This window comes from Staphylococcus nepalensis, from assembly GCF_014635045.1.
Lineage (GTDB): Bacteria > Bacillota > Bacilli > Staphylococcales > Staphylococcaceae > Staphylococcus > Staphylococcus nepalensis.
In genome coordinates, this window is record NZ_BMCF01000008.1 from 91,881 (window position 1) to 115,231 (window position 23,351).

Below are 23,351 nucleotides of genomic sequence, written 5' to 3' on the forward strand. Positions count from 1 at the left end.
GACATGCATGCAATGCCAAACACGTTTGTTTGAATCCTTGAACGCTACCACATTTTATAAGAAAGCATCAAAACTATGTACTGTATGTAACGAACAGTGGGACGAAATGAAATTAGAGATAGATGGTCGTTGTCAAAAGTGTTTGAAGCAATTAAACGTCGCAGAAACAATATGTCTAGATTGTGCATTCTTGTCCGAAAAATTTAATTTAATGGATAAATTGTACTGCGCATACCAATATGATGGCATTGTAAAAGAAATGATACATCAATACAAATTTATGAAAGACGTTGCAATTGCTGAGATATTAGTAGAAAAAATAAGATTACCTCATCAAAAGTATGACTATGTAGTGCCTATACCTTCTTCCGTTTATAAAGATCAAGAAAGAACATTTAACCCCGTCCGATTTGTTTTAGATTTAAAACAAGTTAACTATCATTGCTTGCTTCGTATGCAATCACGTCCTAAACAATCAAAGTTAAGTAAGCCAATGCGTGCACAATTAGCGAATCCATTTGAAATTATCTCAATGGTTGATTTAAAAGAAAAAAATATTTTGTTGGTAGATGATATCTATACCACGGGTTTAACGGCTCATCATGCCGCACAACTATTATTTGATAGAAAAATCAGAAAATTCGATGTGTTTACGTTTGCACGTTAGGTGATTCGTGGTATTATATAGATAAGCACTATTACCAATATAGAGGTTTTAAAGGAGTCGATTACTATGATCAGATTTGAAATTCACGGAGAGAACCTCACTATTACTGATGCGATTCGCAACTATATTGAGGAAAAAATTGGTAAATTAGAACGTTATTTTAACAATGTGCCCAATGCAACCGCACACGTTAAAGTGAAAACATACCAAAACTCAACTACTAAAATAGAAGTAACTATTCCATTGAAGAATGTTACACTAAGAGCGGAAGAGCGTCATGATGATTTATATGCGGGTATTGACTTAATTAACAGCAAATTAGAAAGACAAGTTAGAAAATACAAAACACGCGTAAATCGTAAAAATAGAAAAAATGACGAACAAGAAGCATTTGCATCATTGCCCGAAGAAAAAGAAGCAGAAAATCTTCAAAACGATGACAATGATAGTGAAATCGAAATTATTCGTTCAAAAAATTTCAGTTTAAAACCCATGGATTCAGAAGAAGCAGTGTTACAAATGGATTTATTAGGCCATGATTTCTTCATATTCACGGACCGTGAAACAGATGGTACTAGTATCGTATATAAAAGAAAAGATGGAAAGTATGGACTGATTGAAACAACTGAATAATTCAGTTGCATTAGCGCCATAATATGTAAAACTGTAGCGTTCATGATTGAGTGAAATCATGGACGCTCATTTTTTGCTGTGTTATTATGTAATAATTTGAAAGTAAGACAGTAGGTTTATGTATATTCTATCTAATGAATTGTAAAATATTCAATCTACTGTAAGTAAAGTAGCAGCGGAAATAGTAAAACAATAAATGTAATAAGTGTAAATTTAAGCTAATAAATGATATTATAAATTGTTGTAAACAAAGAGTTATAAAGCTAAAGGAGCGAACAAAATGGGTTTTTTATCAAAAATTGCAGATGGCAATAAAAGAGAAATAAAACGCCTTGGTAAATTAGCCGACAAAGTCCTTGCATTAGAAGAGGATATGTCGATATTAACTGATGAAGAAATTAAAGCAAAAACAAAATCATTCCAAGAACAATTACAAGAAGAAGAAGATATTAAAAAACAAAATAAAATGTTAGATGATATTTTACCAGAAGCATTTGCATTAGTTAGAGAAGGTTCGAAACGTGTGTTCAATATGACGCCATATAGAGTACAGGTTATGGGCGGTATCGCTATTCACGGTGGCGACATTTCTGAAATGAGAACTGGTGAAGGTAAAACATTAACAGCAACCATGCCTGTGTATTTAAATGCTCTGACTGGACGTGGTGTACATGTAATCACGGTCAATGAATATTTATCTAGTGTACAAAGTGAAGAAATGGCAGAACTATACGAGTTCCTTGGATTAAGTGTCGGTTTGAATTTAAATAGCAAGACAACTGCTGAAAAAAGAGAAGCCTACGCTTGCGATATTACGTATAGTACAAATAACGAATTAGGCTTTGATTATTTACGTGATAATATGGTGAACTACGCAGAAGAACGCGTAATGCGACCACTTAATTTTGCGATTATTGATGAGGTTGACTCTATTTTAATTGACGAAGCGCGTACGCCGCTGATCATTTCAGGGGAAGCAGAAAAATCAACTTCACTTTATACACAAGCAAATGTTTTTGCCAAAATGCTTAAAAATGAAGATGACTATAATTATGATGAAAAAACAAAAGCAGTTCAATTAACAGAACAAGGTATTGATAAAGCAGAACGTATGTTTAAAATAGATAATCTGTACGATGTGAAAAATGTTGATATTATTAGTCATATCAATACAGCATTACGTGCTCATGTGACATTACAAAGAGACGTAGACTATATGGTAAATAACGGTGAAGTGTTAATTGTTGACCAATTTACAGGTCGTACGATGCCAGGGCGTCGTTTTTCAGAAGGCTTGCACCAAGCAATTGAAGCTAAAGAGGGCGTAAAGATTCAAAATGAATCAAAAACAATGGCATCTATTACCTTCCAAAATTACTTTAGAATGTACAATAAATTGTCTGGTATGACAGGTACTGCTAAAACAGAGGAAGAAGAGTTTAGAAATATTTATAATATGACAGTAACCCAAATTCCTACCAATAGACCTGTTCAACGTATAGACAAACCAGATTTAATTTATATTAGCCAAAAAGGTAAATTTGACGCAGTAGTTGAAGATGTGATTCAAAAACATAAACAAGGTCAACCTGTCTTACTAGGTACAGTAGCAGTTGAAACAAGTGAATATATTTCTAATTTATTGAAAAAGCATGGCGTACGTCATGATGTGTTAAATGCGAAAAATCACGAACGTGAAGCCGATATTATTGCGAGTGCAGGGCAGCGCGGTGCTGTAACGATTGCTACAAACATGGCAGGCCGTGGTACGGATATTAAACTAGGTGAAGGCGTAGAAGAAATTGGCGGATTAGCAGTTATTGGTACAGAACGTCATGAATCACGTCGTATTGATGATCAATTGCGTGGTCGTTCAGGACGTCAAGGTGACAGAGGTGACAGCCGCTTCTATTTATCGCTACAAGATGAATTAATGGTGCGCTTTGGTTCTGAACGATTACAAAATATGATGAACCGTTTAGGTATGGATGATTCGACACCGATTGAATCTAAAATGGTATCACGTGCCGTTGAATCAGCACAAAAACGTGTTGAAGGTAATAACTTCGACGCCCGTAAACGTGTGCTTGAATATGACGATGTCTTACGCAAACAACGTGAAATTATATACAGTGAGCGTAATAATATTATTGATAGTGATGAGAGCGGTGAATTAATTAATACGATGCTTCGTTCAACTTTAGAAAGAAGCGTTCAATATTATGTAAGTGAAGAAGAAGATGAGCCTGATTATGAGCCATTTATCAATTATATTGGTGACGTGTTCTTAAATGAAGGCGAATTAAAAGAAGAAGAGATTAAAGGTAAAGATAATGAAGATATTTTTGATATTGTATGGTCTAAAATAGAGGTTGCGTTAAAAAACCAAAAAGAGAAAATCGGCTCTCAATTTGATGAGTTTGAACGTATGATTTTACTTCGTTCTATTGATACACATTGGACAGATCATATAGATACAATGGATCAATTGCGTCAAGGTATTCATTTGCGTTCTTATGGCCAACAAAACCCATTACGTGACTATCAAAATGAAGGTCACCAACTATTTGATACAATGATGCAGAACATCGAGGAAGATGTAAGCAAGTATATCTTAAAATCAGTTATTTCCGTGGAAGATGATGTAGAACGTGATAAGACAACTGATTTTGGTAAAGCTGAACATGTTTCAGCAGAAGATGGAAAAGAAAAAGCCAAAGCGGAACCATATGTCAAAGATGAACATATAGGCAGAAATGACCCATGTCCTTGTGGCAGTGGTAAGAAATACAAAAACTGTCATGGTGCTTAGTCATACTTTAAAATCAGCATATTGTTGTGACAGTTGAATAGATACTAATAAAACCATGAATACTACGCACCTTTTACAATTAGACGCTTTAGCCTATCTGTAAAGGGTGCTTTTTTGTGAGGTTCAAGTGTATTGTTTCTATGCTTGATTTGAAATGACTATTCTAAATTTTGTAAAATAAGTATGATAGTATAGTGATAAATATAGAAATGAAAATGTTCATTCGTACAAAACGGGAGAGATGCATAATGGAATTATCTGAAATGAAGCGTAACTTAGATGCTTACAAGGAAAAATTAGAACAGCTTAGGGGGTCTCTTTGACTTAGAAGAAAAAGAGACGAATATACAAGAATACGAAGAAATGATGACGTATCCTACATTTTGGGACAATCAAGACAAAGCACAAGAAATCATTGATAAAAATAATACCTTAAAACAAGTTGTCAATGCTTATAAAAGTTTAGAAGCGAGTATTGAAGATATGGAAACAACAAGAGAACTATTATTAGAAGAAGATGACGCTTCTATGAAAAATGAGTTAGAAGAAAACGTCAACAACTTTGAAAAAGAACTAAATCAATTTGAATTGCAATTATTATTAGATGGTCCTTATGATACAAATGATGCAATCATTGAATTACATCCAGGTGCAGGTGGCACAGAATCACAAGATTGGACGAATATGCTTTTAAGAATGTATCAACGTTATTGCGAACAAAAAGGATTTAAAGTTGAAATTGCAGATTATTTACCAGGCGATGAAGCGGGTGTTAAAAGTGTGACTATGATTGTGAAAGGTCATAATGCGTATGGTTATCTAAAAGCGGAAAAAGGCGTGCACAGACTCGTTCGTATTTCACCATTTGATTCATCTGGGCGTAGACATACCTCCTTTGCATCATGTGATGTAATACCTCAATTTAATAACACTGAAATAGAAGTGGAAATCAATGCTGACGATATTACGGTTGATACATTTAGAGCTTCAGGTGCAGGTGGCCAACATATCAACAAAACGGAATCAGCGATTAGAATTACACACCATCCAACAGGTATCGTTGTGAATAACCAAAACGAACGTTCACAAATCAAAAACAGAGAAGCAGCAATGAAAACATTGAAGGCGAAATTGTATCAATTAAAAATAGAAGAGCAAGAACAAGAGATGGCTGCAATTCGTGGTGAACAAAAAGAAATCGGATGGGGCAGTCAAATTAGATCGTATGTATTCCATCCTTATGCAATGGTTAAAGACCATAGAACGAATGAAGAAACAGGAAAAGTAGACGCAGTCATGGACGGTGATTTAGGTCCATTTATTGAAGCGTATTTACGAAGCCAAATGGATTAATTAGAAGAGTATTATACTGAAAATAGTAAAGCTTGAGTAGGTTGGAAACTTTCTGACGACTGACCAGAAAACAGTTAACTATAAATGCATGTACTACCTCAGTTATCTACCAATATATTTTTTGAAGTTAAGTTTGCTTGTTGTTACCTTAACCGCATTATATTTTTATGACGGGAGCGAGTATAAGAAACCAATTTAGTTTATTTGATTTCTAACTCACTCCTGTTTTTAATAAGCTACTATTTCATTATCTTTCTTTTTAAATATTCACCTAAAGTTGTTGTTGATGTAATCAATCATTTTAAGTAAGTATATAGCGTTTAGTGTTATTTTTATCAAAAATTTAAAATATTTTAAGTTATATGTAAAACGCAAACTAAAATGTTACAGTCGTTTTTTTTATATAAAACAGCCCTCTTACATAAGGGGGCAGTATCAAGAGATAGAAAGATTTTTATTCGTTATACTTTAAAAGATATTTTAATAATTATCTATTGTATTACAAAACTATAACATTCACCTAAATCTTAAGTGCTTATGCTATATTATGATTGATTAAATTTAGACAGCAAAGGATTGAAACTTATAATGAAGAAAGGCTTAACATTTTCTGTAACATCAGCAGCTTTGTTTTTAGGAATAAATGGATTAGCATCGGCTGATCAAACTCATACAGTAAAAGAAGAGGCTAACTTGTCAGATATTGCGCGCGCGTTTGCAACAACGACAAACACAATACAATCATTAAATCACTTGGAGAACGTACAAATAGTTCAAGTTGGCCAAACATTAGTACTTCCAGATACAGATATTGTAGAAGTTAAAGAAGGAGACACGCTACAAGATATTGCGAATAAGTATAAATTAACTTTGGATGAAATTTACCAATTAAATCCATATTTAAATGAAATCATTTATCCTGGACAATTAATTGCTGTGTCGCAAAAGGGCTCATCGCATTTAAATAATCAAATAACAAGTATGTATGCACAACGTGCGAACAATGAAAATAATGAGTCTGGTATTGCGAGTATAAATGAATCAACAGCTTCAAATACACATCATTATACATCGTTATCCAATCATTCAACGCCTGTATATCAACAGACTTGGTCATATTCAAATGCCGTGGCTTCAAATAATGAAGTAAACGACGTTGGTCATCATGATAGTTATTATCAACCGTCTCAAACTGTAGCCAATGGACAGAATTACTATGATTGGGGTCAGTGTACGTATTATGCATTTGATAGACGCCAACAACTTGGCAAATCAGTGGGTAGCCTATGGGGCAATGCAAATAACTGGGCGTCAGCAGCACGTCAAAATGGTTACGTGGTTAATTCCACACCAGAAGTAGGTGCTATCATTCAAAGCAGTGCCGGAAATTATGGTCACGTAGGCGTTGTTGAACGTCAAAATACGGACGGATCCATTTTAGTGTCAGAAATGAATTGGAACGGCTTTGGCCAAAAATCTTATAGAACGATTCATAATACAGGACAATATAATTACATTCATTAACTACCATAAAATAGATTCCATTTCAGTAGGAACAATAAGCATTTATATATGAAACGATGATATGGCACAGAAAACGTATTTTCTAAAATCACGTTGCTACCCACCCTAGCAAAGATGACTAGAAACAAGTGTGATACATGGGCTATAGTTTTCCTACTAGCTAGTTTCAGTGTATTACATGAGCTCAGCTCATGCATAAGTATGTCTTTAAAAGTAGTACTTTAGAAGCAACGCTTTATAAGCAATAATGCATTAGAAATTAAACTTAAGTTATTTTCATTTTAGCCATATGCTGACGATACCATATTTGAGGTCGAGACATTATTTATGTCACGGCCTCTTAATTATGATGACGTTCTTAAATAAATGGATGCGAAAATGTATTTATATTAAACATGTTGTATAAAATCATTCATTATATAGTAAGATAATGCCACTTTTAACGTATAACATCTCTAAACTACTTTTGTGGTATTTTGAAAATATCAAAACAGATAAAACTTGAAACAAGCGTATACTTGATTATATCTTTAAATCAGTATTAATTATTGACAATCAACCATATTAAAAAGACATTTTACTTGTTGAATGATATTATAAAACCAAGTATAATCAATCATTAAATAAATGAGGAGGCGCTATCATGGGAATACATCAATATTTTAAACGCTTATCAGATTTAGAAAAATTAATTAGATTGCCAGGAAAGTTTAAATATTTTGAGCATAATGTTGCTGCCCATTCCTTTAAGGTAACTAAAATTGCTCAATATTTAGGTACAGTCGAAGAATACCACGGCAATGAAGTAGATTGGAAAAGTTTATACGAAAAAGCCTTAAACCATGATTTCGCTGAGATTTTCACAGGAGATATTAAAACGCCTGTCAAATATGCTAGTGGTGAATTGAAAAAATTATTCTCTCAAGTAGAAGAAGAAATGGTTGATCATTTTATCAGTGAAGAAATACCAGAGCAATATCAAGCGATATATCGTAAACGTCTTCAAGAAGGCAAAGATGATTCGCTAGAAGGTCAAATTCTATCTGTTGCTGATAAAATTGATTTATTATATGAAACATTTGGTGAAATACAAAAACGTAATCCTGAACCTTTATTTTTTGAGATATATGAAATGTCTCTCGAAACAATCATGCAGTTTGACCATTTAAACTCAGTACAAGATTTTATAGAAAATATTATCCCAGAAATGCTAACAGAGAAATTTATACCTAAATCTGAACTACGAGAAACGACGATGTCTATTTTAAATAATAGGAATGGGTGACATAAATGATTTGGTATATACTTGCATCCTTTTTTCCCTGTATACTTGTAGTGCTTTTTAGCGTATTGACAAGAAGTAAATGGGTAGGAACTATTTTAACTTTAATTTTAATAGGGACTTCAATTGAAAAGGGCTTTTTCCATGATGAATGGATAATTTTTATAGATGTAGCTTCATTATTAACTGGTTACTTGATTATTGATCAACTCGAGCTACATAAAAAAGATGATGATTGAATAATAGGTATTAAGCAACTTAATTGATACGATATTAGGAACGGTATATAATGATTTAACTTCATTTTCTAGAATTAAAAATAGTAACTTAGACAAACATGGTGGTTTACTATGTTTGTTTTTATTTAGGAATAAAGTAATATGAAACTACGAACAAATGTTTGTATTTGAATCTGTGCATCTGTTAAAATATAAAATGTTAAGAGTATATTTTAATAAAATCTAGATACGCCAAAAATAAATTAGTCGAGTGATTAATTAGCTAGTTAAGTTATGTTCGTACGATAGAAATACAATAGGAGGCATGTGTTATTATGGAACACTACCCATTTAAATTGAAATCAGATTTTGATCCTAAAGGGGATCAACCAGCAGCAATACAAAAAATCGTAGATGGCGTGAATGAAGGAAAAAGGCATCAGACATTACTTGGTGCTACAGGTACAGGTAAAACATTTACGATGAGTAATGTGATTCAACAAGTTGGCAAACCAACCTTAATCATTGCCCATAATAAAACTTTAGCTGGTCAATTATATAGTGAATTTAAAGAATTTTTTCCTGAAAATAGAGTGGAATATTTTGTCAGTTATTATGATTATTACCAACCAGAAGCTTATGTCCCATCGACAGATACTTTCATAGAAAAAGATGCGTCAATCAATGATGAAATTGACCAATTGCGCCATTCTGCTACGAGTGCATTGTTTGAAAGAGATGATGTAATCATTATTGCTAGTGTCAGTTGTATTTATGGCTTGGGGAACCCGGAAGAATACCGTGACTTAGTAGTAAGTGTACGCGTAGGTATGGAAATGGATAGAAGTGAATTGCTGAAAAAACTTGTAGATGTACAATATACTAGAAACGACATTGATTTTAGACGTGGTACATTTCGTGTTAGAGGTGACGTTGTAGAAATCTTCCCAGCTTCTCGTGAAGAAATGTGTATTCGCGTTGAATTTTTCGGTGATGAAATTGATCGTATACGCGAAGTGAATTATTTAACAGGTGAAGTATTGAGAGACCGAGAACACTTTGCAATCTTCCCAGCCTCCCACTTCGTTACACGTGAAGAGAAAATGAAATCAGCTATTCAGCGCATTGAAAATGAACTCGAGGCACGTTTGGCAGAGCTTCGTGCAGAAAATAAGTTGTTAGAAGCGCAGCGTCTTGAACAAAGAACAAACTATGATTTAGAAATGATGAGAGAAATGGGATTTTGTTCAGGTATTGAAAATTATTCAGTACACTTGACTTTAAGGCCGATGGGGTCTACACCATATACGTTACTAGATTACTTTGGCGACGATTGGCTTGTTATGATAGACGAATCACACGTAACGTTGCCACAAATTAGAGGTATGTATAACGGTGACCGTGCGCGTAAGCAAGTTTTAGTTGATCATGGTTTCAGGCTTCCTAGCGCTTTAGACAATAGACCATTAAAGTTTGAAGAGTTTGAAGATAAAACAAAACAACTTGTATACGTTTCTGCGACGCCAGGGCCATATGAATTAGAACATACCGATGAAATGGTCGAACAAATCATACGTCCTACCGGGTTATTAGATCCTCAGATAGAAGTAAGACCAACGGAGAATCAAATTGATGACTTGCTTGGAGAAATTCAAGAACGTATCGATCGCAATGAACGTGTTTTAGTTACAACACTGACTAAGAAAATGAGTGAAGACTTGACCACTTATATGAAAGAAGCTGGTATCAAAGTCAATTACTTACATTCAGAAATCAAGACATTAGAGCGTATTGAAATTATTCGCGACCTACGTGTAGGCACATATGATGTTATTGTAGGTATTAACTTATTAAGAGAGGGTATTGATATACCAGAAGTATCTCTTGTTGTGATATTAGACGCGGATAAGGAAGGTTTCTTGCGTTCACAACGATCACTCGTCCAAACGATAGGGCGTGCCGCGCGTAATAGTGGTGGGGAAGTTATTATGTACGGTGATAAAATTACTGATTCTATGCGTTATGCGCTAGATGAGACAGAACGGCGTCGTTCCATCCAAAAAGAATATAACGAGAAATATAACATTACGCCTACTACAATTAACAAGAAAATACATGACGTGATTAGTGCTACAGTTGAAACTGATGAAACCAATGAACAACAACGTACAGAAGTACCTAAGAAAATGACGAAAAAAGAACGTGAAAAAACAATTGCTAATATAGAAAAAGAAATGAAACAAGCAGCTAAAGATCTAGACTTTGAAAAAGCAACTGAACTCAGAGATATGTTATTTGAATTAAAAGCAGAAGGGTGACAAATATGAAACAACCATCCATTGTAGTTAAAGGGGCACGTGCCCATAATTTAAAAGATGTAGATATAGAAATACCTAAGGATAAACTTATTGTAATGACAGGTTTATCAGGCTCAGGTAAATCATCGCTTGCTTTCGATACAATATATGCAGAAGGGCAACGCAGATATGTTGAATCCTTAAGTGCATATGCAAGACAATTTTTAGGACAAATGGATAAACCAGATGTTGATACGATAGAAGGTTTATCGCCTGCTATTTCAATTGACCAAAAGACAACGAGCAAGAATCCGAGATCTACTGTTGCGACAGTTACAGAGATTTATGATTATATTCGCTTATTATATGCACGTATTGGGAAACCATTTTGTCCTAATCATGGTATTGAAATAGAATCACAAACAGTACAACAAATGGTAGACCAAGTATTGCAACTGGAAGCACGTACTAAGATACAGTTACTTGCACCAATAGTGTCACATCGAAAAGGCGCTCATGAGAAATTAATTGATGATATTAGTAAAAAAGGTTATGTTCGTGTACGCGTTGATGGTGAAATTACAGATGTTAATGAGGTGCCGAACCTCGATAAAAATAAAAATCATACGATAGAAGTTGTGGTAGACCGTCTTGTTATAAAAGAAGGCATTGAAACACGCTTAGCTGACTCTATCGAAACTGCTTTGCAACTAGCAGAAGGTAACTTAATTGTAGATATCATTGGTGGAGAAGCATTAAAATTTTCCGAAAATCATGCTTGCCCTATCTGTGGATTCTCAATAGGAGAGCTAGAACCACGTATGTTTAGTTTTAATAGCCCGTTTGGTGCTTGTCCGACTTGTGATGGGTTAGGACAAAAACTTATGGTGGATTTAGATTTAGTCATACCTGATAACCATAAGACGTTGAATGAAGGCGCAATTGTCGCTTGGGAGTCATCGAGTTCAGATTTTTATCCAACATTGTTGAATCGTGTATGCGAAGTATATAAAATTAACATGGATAAACCTTTTGAAAAACTAACAGAGCGTCAAAAGGACATTATACTTTATGGTTCAAAAGATAAAGAAATTGAATTCACTTTTAAACAACGTAACGGTCAAACCAGAAAACGTACAATGGTTTTTGAAGGCGTTATAAATAACATTAATAGACGCTATCATGATTCCCCTTCAGAACTAGTAAGAGAAATGATGAGTAAATATATGACAGAACTTACATGTGAAACTTGTCATGGTAAAAGGTTAAGCCGCGAGGCATTATCTGTATACGTAGATGGTAAAAACATTGGCGAGGTTGTAGAACGTTCTATTAAGGATGCATTATATAATTATGAACATATTTCATTATCAGAACAAGATAGAAAAATTGCCAATCAAATATTGAAAGAAATTAATTCTAGGCTAGAATTTTTATATAATGTAGGGTTAGAGTATTTAACATTAAACCGTGCTTCAGGCTCTTTATCAGGTGGGGAAGCACAACGTATTCGTTTAGCAACACAGATTGGTTCGAGGCTCTCTGGTGTTCTTTATGTGTTGGACGAACCATCTATTGGTTTACATCAGCGCGATAACGATCGTTTAATCAATACATTGAAAGAAATGCGTGATTTAGGTAACACGTTAATCGTAGTCGAACATGATGATGATACCATGCGTGCTGCAGATTATTTAGTGGATGTTGGTCCAGGCGCTGGAGACCATGGTGGAGAAATTGTTGCTAGTGGAACACCTAAACAAGTTATGAAAAATGCTAAGTCATTAACGGGTCAATATTTAAGTGGTAAAAAGAAAATAGAAGTCCCGGAATCACGCCGTGAAGTTACAGATAGAGCGGTCAGCATTAAAGGAGCGCGTAGTAATAACTTAAAAAGTGTCGATGTGGACTTCCCACTTTCAACTATGACGCTTGTTACAGGGGTTTCTGGATCTGGTAAGAGTACTTTAGTCAATGAAATACTATATAAATCTTTGGCTAAACAAATTAATAAATCTAAAGTTAAACCTGGTGATTATGATGAAATTCAAGGTATCGATCAACTTGATAGAATTATTGATATAGACCAATCACCTATTGGAAGAACGCCACGTTCAAATCCAGCGACCTATACAGGTGTATTTGATAACATCAGAGATATTTTTGCCCAAACAAACGAAGCAAAAGTAAGAGGTTATTCTAAAGGCCGCTTTAGCTTTAATGTTAAGGGCGGACGTTGTGAAGCGTGTAAAGGTGATGGCATTATTAAAATAGAAATGCACTTTTTACCAGATGTGTATGTACCTTGTGAAGTTTGTGGCGGTTCAAGATACAACCGAGAAACGCTTGAAGTGACTTATAAAGGTAAAAATATTGCAGACGTTTTAGCAATGACTGCGGAAGAAGCGACAAACTTTTTTGAAAATGTTCCGAAAATTTACCGTAAATTGAAAACATTAGTAGATGTTGGTTTAGGCTATATTACTTTAGGTCAACCAGCGACTACTTTATCTGGCGGAGAAGCGCAACGTGTTAAACTTGCTTCAGAGTTGCACAAACGCTCTACAGGTCGTTCGATATATATTTTGGATGAACCAACCACTGGTTTACATGCGGATGATATTAGTCGTTTATTAAAAGTGTTAAATAAATTAGTAGAAAATGGGGATACTGTCGTTGTGATTGAACACAATTTAGATGTTATTAAGATGGCAGATCACATTATTGATTTAGGGCCAGAAGGCGGCGATGGCGGCGGTACTATTGTGGCAACTGGTACACCAGAAGCTATTGCAGAAGTGAAAGAAAGTTATACTGGTCAATATTTAAAACCAATCTTAGAGCGAGATACAGTGCATCAATAAGAAATAAATAATCATTTCTCATAAATGAGATGGAACTACTCTATACAACTGGCATAACCGGATGTACAGAGTAGTTTTTTTATCCGTAAAATTGAATAATCTATGTCAAATGCTAAGTGTATCGTAAATAAAATAAAAGTTAGTAATATCGTTAATAAATAATATAAGGTATGATATTAAGGATGGGAATTTAATTTTATCCTTTTATCCTTTTTTATATAGATTATCATTCCTTTTTGATATGATAATGACATATGAAAATTCAGGAGAAATATTAATAGAGGTGAACTTATGTTAACAACCAAGAGTTTAATTGAACGCTTTGACCTTGAACTTATTGCAGGGGAACCGGGTTTAAATAAACAAATAAAAAATACAGATATTTCAAGACCAGGATTAGAAATGGCGGGTTATTTTTCGCATTATGCCTCTGACCGTATTCAATTACTAGGAACAACAGAATTATCATTTTATAATTTACTTCCAGACGAAGAACGCAAAGGTAGAATGAGAAAATTATGTCGCCCAGAAACACCAGCGATTATCGTGACAAGAGATTTAGAACCGCCTGAAGAATTGGTGGCATCAGCGAAAGAGTTTGATACACCATTGATTACATCAACAGTTGCAACGACCCAATTGATGAGTCGTTTAACTACATTTTTAGAACATGAATTAGCACGCACAACATCTCTACATGGTGTACTTGTAGACGTATACGGCGTTGGTGTACTCATTACTGGTGATTCAGGCATAGGGAAAAGTGAAACAGCGCTTGAATTAATAAAGCGCGGGCATCGACTTGTAGCAGATGATAATGTAGAAATTAGAGAAATTAGTAAGGATGAATTAATAGGTCGACCACCTAAACTCATTGAGCATTTACTAGAAATTAGAGGTTTAGGTATTATTAACGTGATGACATTATTTGGAGCGGGTTCTATTTTAACTGAAAAACGTTTACGCCTAAATATTCATTTAGAAAATTGGCATAAAGATAAACTATATGATCGTGTAGGGTTAAACGAAGAAACTTTACGTATTTTAGATACTGAAATTACTAAAAAAACAATTCCAGTAAGACCTGGGCGTAACGTAGCAGTCATCATAGAAGTTGCGGCGATGAATTATCGTCTTAATATTATGGGCATTAATACCGCTGAAGAATTCAATGATCGCTTAAATGCTGAAATATTACGTAACGGTAGTAATAACAAGGAGAATGAATAATGGTACTGAATTACATCGACCCAATTGCATTTGAACTAGGGCCTATATCGGTACATTGGTATGGCATTATTATTGCTGTTGGCATATTAATGGGTTATTTTATTGCACAAGAAAGCATTAAACGCATAGGATTTGATAAAGATACTTTAGTAGACATTATCTTCTGGAGTGCCATATTTGGCTTTATCGTGGCTAGAATTTATTTCGTCATTTTTCAATGGCCATACTACGCACAAAACCTAATAGAAATACCAATGATTTGGTATGGGGGTATTGCAATACATGGCGGCCTTATCGGCGGTTTTATTACCGGCATCATCGTCTGTAAGCAAAAAAATATCAACCCATTCCAGATTGGTGATGTAGTCGCACCGAGTTTAATTTTAGGACAGGGTATCGGAAGATGGGGTAACTTTATGAATCATGAAGCCCATGGTGGCCCAGTTTCTAAAACAGTTTTAGAAAATCTTCACATTCCAGATTTCATTATTAATAATATGTATATAGAAGGCCAATATTATCAACCAACCTTTTTATATGAATCTGTATGGGATATTTTAGGATTTGTCGTATTGATCTTGCTGAGAAAACATTTACGTATAGGTGATACATTTGCACTATACCTTATTTGGTATTCTATTGGCAGATTTTTCGTAGAAGGTATGCGTACAGATAGTTTAATGCTTACGAGTGATATCCGTGTAGCGCAAGTGATGTCTATCGTACTTATTATTGCAGGTGTCATACTTATGATTATAAGAAGAGTGAAATATAACGCACCAAGATATAAAGATGTGGGGCCTTTAACATGGCCAAATCAAAAGGTGAAGTGATAGAATATAATGCGTGACTTAAAAAAGACGAAGGTAAACGGTAAAAATCCTCTATGGTATATGTATCGTTATATAAACGGTTTTAAAATGTTTAAACAAACATGCATTATAGAGGTTTGTCGCTATTTACCAAATGTTAAATTAAAACATTGGATTTACCATAAACTATTAAATATGAATATAGGTAGTCATACGTCATTTGCTTTTAAAGTGGTGCCAGATTTACTACACCCTGAATATATAACAATTGGTGAAAATTGTGTGATAGGGTATAATACGACGATTTTGACACATGAATTTTTAGTAGATGAATTTAGAACAGGGCGTGTCTATATAGGAAATAACACGTTAATTGGTGCGAATGTTACAATATTACCTGGCGTTAAAATAGGAGATAATGTAAAAGTTGGAGCGGGTACAGTGGTGTCTAAAGACGTTCCAAATGATACATTAGCATTTGGCAATCCGATGCAATTTAAATAATTAGTGATACAGGAGGTGAGCATGGATGGCGCAAAAAAACAATAAAGTTATATCAATGAAACTAGACAGTCCTTTTTATAAAAAATTAGCTGATCAAAAATTTCAACAACAAGATTATAAAAAGGCTGCAGAATATTATGAAAAAGTGCTTGAAATGTCACCCCAAGAATTTGATGATTTTGAAATTAAAGTGAAATTTTCAGAATGCTTAGCACATCTTGGTTATCATAACAGAGCAGAACATATTTTTTATGAAATGATTGCTAAACAAACATCTGTAATCGATAGTTATTATCAACTTAGTCAATTAAACATCACATTAAACGAAGCAAACAAAGCGTTTTTATTTGGGATGAATTACGTGATTTTAGCAGAAGATGAAGACTATAGAGAAGAATTAGAAGACATGTTTGAGGTCTCTTATAATTCTGAGGAAAAGATTGAGACCGAGTGTCAACTATTCGCTATTCAGCTCATTTTTCAATATTTATTTTCACAAGGTAGATTACCTGAAGCACGCAATTTTATTCTGAACCAAAATGGAGAGATTCAAGATCATCGTGTTGTCAGAAATCTGCTTGCAATGTGTTACCTATATTTAAACGAATATGATACTGCCAAAGTCATGTTCGAACGCCTGCTTAATGAAGACAATACAGATGTACATGCACTTTGTCATTATACATTATTATTATATAACACAAATGATAAAGAAAAATATCAGCGCTATTTAAATATCTTAAGTAAAGTCATACCGATGAATGACGACGAATCCTTTAAATTAGGTATTGTACTTTGTTATTTAAAGCAATATGAAGCTTCGCAAAATTTATTACAACCTCTATATAGAAAAGGTAAGTTTCTTTCAATCCAAATGTATAATGCCCTAAGCCATAATCATTTCCATTTAAATCATATTGAAGATAGCAAATATTTTTGGTCTAGATTACAAGAAATTTCGCAAGTTGATGTAGGTTACGCCCCATGGGTAATTGAGGAAAGTAAAGATTATTTTAATCACCAAGTATTACCGTTACTGTTAAGTGATGATAGCCACCATAGGTTATATGGCATTTTCTTATTAAATCAATTAAAAGGTCGAGAAGTTTTATTAACGCAAGACATATGGGCTGTGCTAGAAGGTATGAATGATTATGAGAAATTATATTTAACTTATCTAATCCAAGGATTACAACTCAATAAGTTAGATTTTATTCATAGAGGCATGTTAATGTTATATAATATCGATTATTTGAAAAACAACTCAGAATTATTTATTGTATGGATTGATAAAGCAGAAGCAATTATTGCTGAAAAAGCAGATTTAACGCACGTAGATGATTATGTTGCTGCTTTCGTGTATATGTATTATCGGAGTATGGATATGAAAATTACGAAACAACAAGTCGTTGAGTGGTTTGACATAACAACATATCGTTTGAATAAGACGATTGATTATTTGATAAGCATATAATTTTATAAAATGCAAGAAAACGTATATAATGCATATAATGAATTAATAAATAGGAGGCAATTTAAATGGCTGAAACAGTGGATTTTGATGTTGCAATTGTAGGTGCAGGGCCAGCTGGCATGACTGCTGCCGTTTATGCATCGCGTGCAAATTTAAGTACAGTAATGATCGAACGCGGTATGCCAGGTGGACAAATGGCAAATACAGAAGAAGTTGAGAACTTTCCTGGTTTTGAAATGATAACTGGGCCTGATTTATCAACTAAAATGTTCGAACATGCGAAAAAATTTGGCGCAAAATATCAATATGGCGATATCAAATCAATCGAAGATAAAGGTTCATATAAAGTTATTAACCTTGGTAACAGTGAAGTTACGGCGCGCGCAGTAATTATTTCAACTGGTGCAGAATATAAAAAAATCGGTGTACCTGGTGAACAAGAACTAGGTGGCCGTGGCGTGAGTTATTGTGCTGTATGTGATGGTGCATTCTTCAAAAACAAAAAATTATTTGTTATCGGAGGCGGAGACTCTGCAGTTGAAGAAGGTACATTCCTTACAAAATTCGCTGACAGTGTAACGATTGTTCACCGTAGAGATGAATTACGTGCTCAAAAAATATTACAAGATCGCGCTTTTAAAAATGATAAAATCGATTTTATTTGGAGTCATACACTTAAAACAATTAATGAAAAAGATGGTAAAGTAGGCTCAGTAACATTGGAATCAACTAAAGATGGCGCTGAGCAAACATTCGATGCTGACGGGGTATTCGTATATATCGGTATGAAACCATTAACAACTCCGTTTGAAAATTTAGGTATTACAAATGAAGTAGGCTATATTGTAACAAATGAAGATATGAGTACTAAAATACCTGGTGTTTATGCTGCAGGCGATGTGCGTGCGAAAGGCTTACGTCAAATCGTAACTGCAACAGGCGATGGAAGTATTGCTGCACAAAGTGCAATTTCATATATTGAAGAACTTAAAGACGCTATAGAAGCATAACTTTAAAGCACACGCTTTTAGAGTGATGAGAGATTACTTTATCTATAGGTACTGACATAGCTAGAATGCCTGACTTACATTATTCATGTAAGTTGAGGCGTTCTAGCTTTTTTACATAGAAAAATGATAATAAAATGCTATAAGCTTATTTAATTCACATTATTTTTTGTTATCAATTCGTGATTAAATCAACGATTAATAGTAAAATTTGTTTGCTAAGTGATAAAACTACTACCGAAGTCCTTTTTCATGTAAAATATAATATGATAGCATAGTGGTCATAAATGACCATAATAAAAAGTTAACTTTTTGATTTAAAGCAAATAAACGACAAATTGGAATATTTAAAAATAATTTTTGGATGGTGTAAAGTAATGCAACGAGAAGAAAAGGAAGTAACTAAAAGTGAATTATTAGTGGTAACTGGTTTGTCAGGTGCGGGTAAGTCTGTAGTAATTCAAAGTTTAGAAGATATTGGTTATTTTTGTGTAGATAATTTGCCACCGATATTATTACCGAAATTTGTAGAATTGATGGGGCAAGGAAATCCTTCGTTGCAAAAGGTAGCTATTGCCATTGATTTAAGAGGAAAGGAACTTTTTAAATCCCTAATTAAAGAAATAGATCAAATAAAAAGCAATTCAGATATTATTGTTGATATGATGTTTTTAGAAGCATCCAATGAAAAATTAATTTCTCGTTATAAAGAAACAAGACGTGCACATCCATTAAATGAACAAGGACAGCGATCGTTGCTTGAAGCAATTGAGGAAGAACGTAATTTATTAACTGAGATTCAAAGCCTAGCCAATTACACAATTGATACGTCATCAATGAAACCCAAAGAGCTTCGAAAGCGTATTGGAGACTATTTTAATCAAAGTAACTACCAAACGTTTAATATCAATGTGACGAGTTTTGGCTTTAAACACGGTATCCCAATGGATGCAGACTTATTGTTTGACGTAAGGTTTTTACCCAATCCGCATTATGTGGATGAATTAAGACCATTAACAGGTGACGATGAAGCGGTGTATAATTATGTTATGAAGTGGAAAACGACAAATATTTTTTATGAAAAATTAATGGATTTATTGAAATTTATGATACCAGGTTATAAAAAAGAAGGTAAATCACAACTTGTGATTGCTATTGGTTGTACTGGTGGCCAACACCGTTCTGTAGCTTTAGCTAAACGGATTAGCACAGAACTAAATGAAAATTTTGACTATAATGTATATGTGCGTCATCGAGATGCTCATATTGAAAGTGGCGTGAAGCAAAAAAATGAAGAGAATTAAACTTGTACTTATTGGTGGTGGTACAGGTTTATCTGTTTTAGCACGTGGATTAAAAGATTTTCCAATTGATATTACGGCTATTGTCACTGTTGCTGATGATGGTGGTAGTACCGGGAAAATCAGAAGTGAAATGGATATACCTGCGCCAGGAGATATACGAAACGTAATTTCAGCATTAAGTGACTCTGAAACAACAATTGAAAGATTGTTCCAATATCGTTTTAAAGAAAATCAAGTTGAAGGACATTCATTAGGCAATTTGTTAATTGCTGCACTAACGAATATGAATGACGATTTTGGACATGCAGTAAAAGAATTAAGTAAAATTTTAAATATTAGAGGCCGTGTTATACCATCTACAAATTCGAGTGTAAGTTTAAATGCTGTGATGGAAGATGGTGAAATGGTTTACGGCGAATCCAATATACCTAAAATGAATAAGAAAATTAAGCGTGTATTCTTAGAACCAGAAGATGTAGAACCTATGGAAGAAGCTGTTGAAGCAATCGAAGAAGCAGATTTAATCGTACTAGGACCTGGTTCATTATATACAAGCGTGATTTCTAATTTATGCGTAAAAGGTATCGCCGAATCGTTATTAAAATGTAATGCACCTCAATTATATGTATCTAACGTCATGACCCAACCAGGTGAGACTAACCGTTACACTGCGGTAGATCATGTTAATGCAATACATAATCACATGGGGCGTAATTGTATTAATTATGCCATATGTAGTACACAGAATTTTACTGCTGATGTCCTAAAACGATATAAAGAAGATGGTGCTGAACCAGTTAAATGTAATATGAGTGATATGGAAGCACAAAATATAAAAGTTTTTACACATCCTAATTTAGTAGAAGTATCCCAAGAAAACTATGTTAGACATAATACCGAAGTCTTGTCTAAAATGATTTATGAGATTGCAATGAGAGAGACGGATACAATAGAATTTAAGCGATAAAAAGATAACCTAAGCGTTAAACTTAGATAAGAAGGGACTGAAGCAGTATGAGCTTTGCATCGGAAATGAAAAATGAACTCACTAGAATCGAAGTAGATGAAACAAATGCAAAAGCAGAGCTCAGTGCGCTCATACGTATGAATGGTGCACTCAGTCTTTCCAACCAACAATTTGTTATTAATGTGCAAACTGAAAATGCTACAACAGCAAGACGTATATACTCGTTAATAAAAAAAGTGTTTAATGTTGAAGTGGAGCTACTTGTAAGAAAGAAAATGAAATTAAAAAAGAATAATATTTATATTTGTAGAATTAAAGCACGTGCTAAAGAAATATTAGATGAGCTAGGTATCCTAAAAAATGGAGTTTTTACACATGAAATCGACGCTTCTATGATTCGCGAGGATGAAATGAAAAGAAGCTATCTGCGCGGGGCGTTTTTGGCTGGTGGTTCCGTTAATAACCCCGAGACTTCTTCTTATCATTTGGAAATATTTTCATTATATGAGGATCATTCAGAAGGTATTACGAATCTAATGAATGCATATGAACTCAACGCGAAACACTTAGAACGTAAAAAAGGTAGTATAGCTTATTTAAAAGAAGCTGAAAAAATTTCAGATTTCTTAAGTCTCATTGGCGGTTATCAAGCCTTACTGAAATTTGAAGATGTACGCATTGTTAGAGATATGAGAAATTCTGTTAATAGGTTGGTCAACTGTGAGACTGCTAACCTAAATAAAACAGTTAGTGCGGCAATGAAACAAGTAGAAAGTATTCAATTAATAGATCAAGAAATCGGTTTAGATAACCTACCTGATAGACTACGTGAAATAGCTAAGTTAAGAATAGAGCATCAAGAAATTTCGCTTAAAGAATTAGGTGAAATGATGTCGTCAGGTGCCATTTCAAAATCTGGTGTAAATCATCGTTTAAGAAAACTAAATGAAATTGCCGATAAAATACGTAGTGGTGAAACGATAGAATTATAACATTTTGACTATGCGTGACGACAGAATTTACCATGAGTGGAATACATCAATTTTAGAAATTGCAAAAATATCATTGATAAATATAACACATTAATATTATAATAATTGAATTAGTTTTTGTGTGAATAAAGCTTTCATGTAGATTAATATGTAAGCTTCATATACACTTTGGTAGTAATTATCTGGAATGACGATACACGCATATTTAACTTAAAAAACGATTGGTTCTATAAAGTACCACTTTGCCATTTTATTGAGTTAGTGATACTTATGCATGCGCCCATCTCATATAAGATGCATAAGAAAATGAGCAGTTCTTAGGCAAGCGTTTTAATTTGTGTGTTTTTCTAGCTAATAGTGCCAGGGGCGGGATAATGTTATCTTTTTTGGATAAAAGATTTCTATTCCGCTCTCTTTTTAATATAATCCATACTATATTTAAATAGTAATTTATTTTCGAAGAGATTAGGGGTGAATGAATGTCAGCATTTATCAAAAAACACTACAAAAATATTATCTTATGCTTGCTGGGGACATTTATTAATGCGATAGGTGTAAACTGCTTCCTACTTGGATCAGATTTAGGTGATGGTGGTACGGTAGGTATATCACTTTCCTTACTGTATGCCTTTGGTTTATCCCCTGCGTGGACGTCATTAATAATAAATACTATTGTCGTTTTTATTGGTTGGAAATTTTTAAGTAAAATGGTTGCTATTTATACAGTGGTTTCAAATACTGCATTGTCTTTCTTTTTACATTTAACTGAAAATATTAATCTCGGTATCGATAATTTTGTTATTAACTCGGTCTTTGGTGGTGCCATCATCGGTATTGGTGCTGGTTTAGTTATCTCAACAGGTAGTACACTTGGAGGCACATCTGTAATTGCTAAAATCATTAGTAAATACACAGAAATGAAAACATCACAAGGTATTTTTATATTAGATGCCATCGTTGTTTTATCATTTTTAATGGTGTTGCCATTGAAACACGTGTTATTTACAATTATTATGCTGTTCATCACTGAGCGCGCAACGTCATTTATAATTGAAGGTTTCAACCCTAAAAAAGGCGTGACAATTATTTCTAGTAAGAATGAAGTAATCAGTGATAAAATTAATACCTTTACTGGTCGAGGATCAACGCTCTTAACCGGGAAAGGTGGCTATGCTAAGACAGATACAACCATGCTATATGTAGTTGTACCCCAGTCTCAAGTAACGAGAGTGAAAAAACTCGTACACGAAGAAGACGAAAACGCCTTTCTCGTTATTCACGACGTGCGAGATGTTTTAGGTAGTACATTTATTAACGTGAAATAAAAAGGTGAAATTTTTGTATTCATTTGTTCAGCGATGCAACATAAAGTGATTTTTCTATTTGACAAGAGCGTCTGTATTGCATCAAG

At 34.0% G+C, this 23,351-nt stretch carries 18 protein-coding genes; all 18 read left to right on the top strand.

Annotated elements, in window-relative coordinates; translation table 11 throughout:
- Positions 1-7 precede the first annotated feature (7 nt).
- The 18 genes from IEU88_RS11400 (at position 8) to IEU88_RS11485 (ending at position 23,265) form a co-directional block, all read left to right on the top strand.
- A complete protein-coding gene (locus IEU88_RS11400) occupies positions 8-667 on the top strand; it encodes a ComF family protein (protein ID WP_103373012.1) in 660 nt (219 codons plus the stop codon).
- Between the two features lie 66 nt (positions 668-733).
- Entirely contained in the window at positions 734-1,300 is a 567-nt protein-coding gene (gene hpf / locus IEU88_RS11405; protein ID WP_096810683.1) for a ribosome hibernation-promoting factor, HPF/YfiA family, read from the top strand.
- Between the two features lie 280 nt (positions 1,301-1,580).
- Entirely contained in the window at positions 1,581-4,112 is a 2,532-nt protein-coding gene (gene secA, locus IEU88_RS11410; RefSeq protein ID WP_103373010.1) for a preprotein translocase subunit SecA, read from the top strand.
- A 248-nt stretch (positions 4,113-4,360) separates the two neighbouring features.
- A protein-coding gene (prfB, locus tag IEU88_RS11415; protein ID WP_103373009.1) for a peptide chain release factor 2 occupies positions 4,361-5,465 on the top strand; the annotation gives its coding sequence in 2 pieces (ribosomal slippage) (positions 4,361-4,432 and positions 4,434-5,465; 1,104 coding nt in all).
- A 588-nt stretch (positions 5,466-6,053) separates the two neighbouring features.
- Positions 6,054-6,989, top strand: coding sequence for a COG3942 and LysM peptidoglycan-binding domain-containing protein (locus tag IEU88_RS11420; protein WP_103373008.1), 936 nt, complete (start codon positions 6,054-6,056; stop codon positions 6,987-6,989).
- A gap of 643 nt (positions 6,990-7,632) precedes the next feature.
- The gene (locus tag IEU88_RS11425) at positions 7,633-8,274 is read left to right on the top strand and encodes a YfbR-like 5'-deoxynucleotidase (RefSeq protein ID WP_096810679.1); all 642 of its coding nucleotides are present in this window, start codon (positions 7,633-7,635) and stop codon (positions 8,272-8,274) included.
- 5 nt (positions 8,275-8,279) lie between these two features.
- Positions 8,280-8,510, top strand: a complete 231-nt coding sequence (locus IEU88_RS11430; RefSeq protein WP_096810678.1) for a CsbA family protein — start codon at positions 8,280-8,282, stop codon at positions 8,508-8,510.
- A gap of 311 nt (positions 8,511-8,821) precedes the next feature.
- A complete protein-coding gene (gene uvrB, locus IEU88_RS11435) occupies positions 8,822-10,807 on the top strand; it encodes an excinuclease ABC subunit UvrB (protein ID WP_174221781.1) in 1,986 nt (661 codons plus the stop codon).
- Positions 10,808-10,812: 5 nt separating this feature from the next.
- A complete protein-coding gene (uvrA, locus tag IEU88_RS11440) occupies positions 10,813-13,650 on the top strand; it encodes an excinuclease ABC subunit UvrA (RefSeq protein ID WP_096810676.1) in 2,838 nt (945 codons plus the stop codon).
- A 291-nt stretch (positions 13,651-13,941) separates the two neighbouring features.
- Positions 13,942-14,880 carry an HPr(Ser) kinase/phosphatase gene (gene hprK / locus IEU88_RS11445; RefSeq protein WP_096810675.1) on the top strand — a complete coding sequence of 313 codons (939 nt, stop codon included), beginning with the start codon at positions 13,942-13,944 and terminating at the stop codon, positions 14,878-14,880.
- Entirely contained in the window at positions 14,880-15,713 is an 834-nt protein-coding gene (gene lgt, locus IEU88_RS11450) for a prolipoprotein diacylglyceryl transferase (protein WP_174221771.1), read from the top strand. The genes hprK and lgt overlap by 1 nt, the downstream gene beginning before the upstream one ends.
- Positions 15,714-15,722: 9 nt before the next feature.
- Positions 15,723-16,196: an acyltransferase gene (locus IEU88_RS11455; RefSeq protein WP_103373506.1), complete on the top strand. Its 474-nt coding sequence runs from the start codon at positions 15,723-15,725 to the stop codon at positions 16,194-16,196.
- Positions 16,197-16,221: 25 nt separating this feature from the next.
- Complete coding sequence (locus IEU88_RS11460) at positions 16,222-17,670, top strand: tetratricopeptide repeat protein (protein WP_103373505.1); 1,449 nt, start codon at positions 16,222-16,224, stop codon at positions 17,668-17,670.
- 65 nt (positions 17,671-17,735) lie between these two features.
- Positions 17,736-18,680: a thioredoxin-disulfide reductase gene (gene trxB / locus IEU88_RS11465; RefSeq protein WP_096810671.1), complete on the top strand. Its 945-nt coding sequence runs from the start codon at positions 17,736-17,738 to the stop codon at positions 18,678-18,680.
- Positions 18,681-19,054: 374 nt separating this feature from the next.
- The gene (gene rapZ / locus IEU88_RS11470) at positions 19,055-19,981 is read left to right on the top strand and encodes an RNase adapter RapZ (protein ID WP_096810670.1); all 927 of its coding nucleotides are present in this window, start codon (positions 19,055-19,057) and stop codon (positions 19,979-19,981) included.
- The gene (mgfK, locus tag IEU88_RS11475) at positions 19,968-20,948 is read left to right on the top strand and encodes a gluconeogenesis morphogenetic factor MgfK (protein WP_096810669.1); all 981 of its coding nucleotides are present in this window, start codon (positions 19,968-19,970) and stop codon (positions 20,946-20,948) included. The genes rapZ and mgfK overlap by 14 nt, the downstream gene beginning before the upstream one ends.
- Positions 20,949-20,995: 47 nt before the next feature.
- Entirely contained in the window at positions 20,996-21,940 is a 945-nt protein-coding gene (whiA, locus tag IEU88_RS11480; protein WP_096810668.1) for a DNA-binding protein WhiA, read from the top strand.
- A 479-nt stretch (positions 21,941-22,419) separates the two neighbouring features.
- Positions 22,420-23,265, top strand: coding sequence for a YitT family protein (locus tag IEU88_RS11485; protein ID WP_096810667.1), 846 nt, complete (start codon positions 22,420-22,422; stop codon positions 23,263-23,265).
- Positions 23,266-23,351 lie beyond the last annotated feature (86 nt).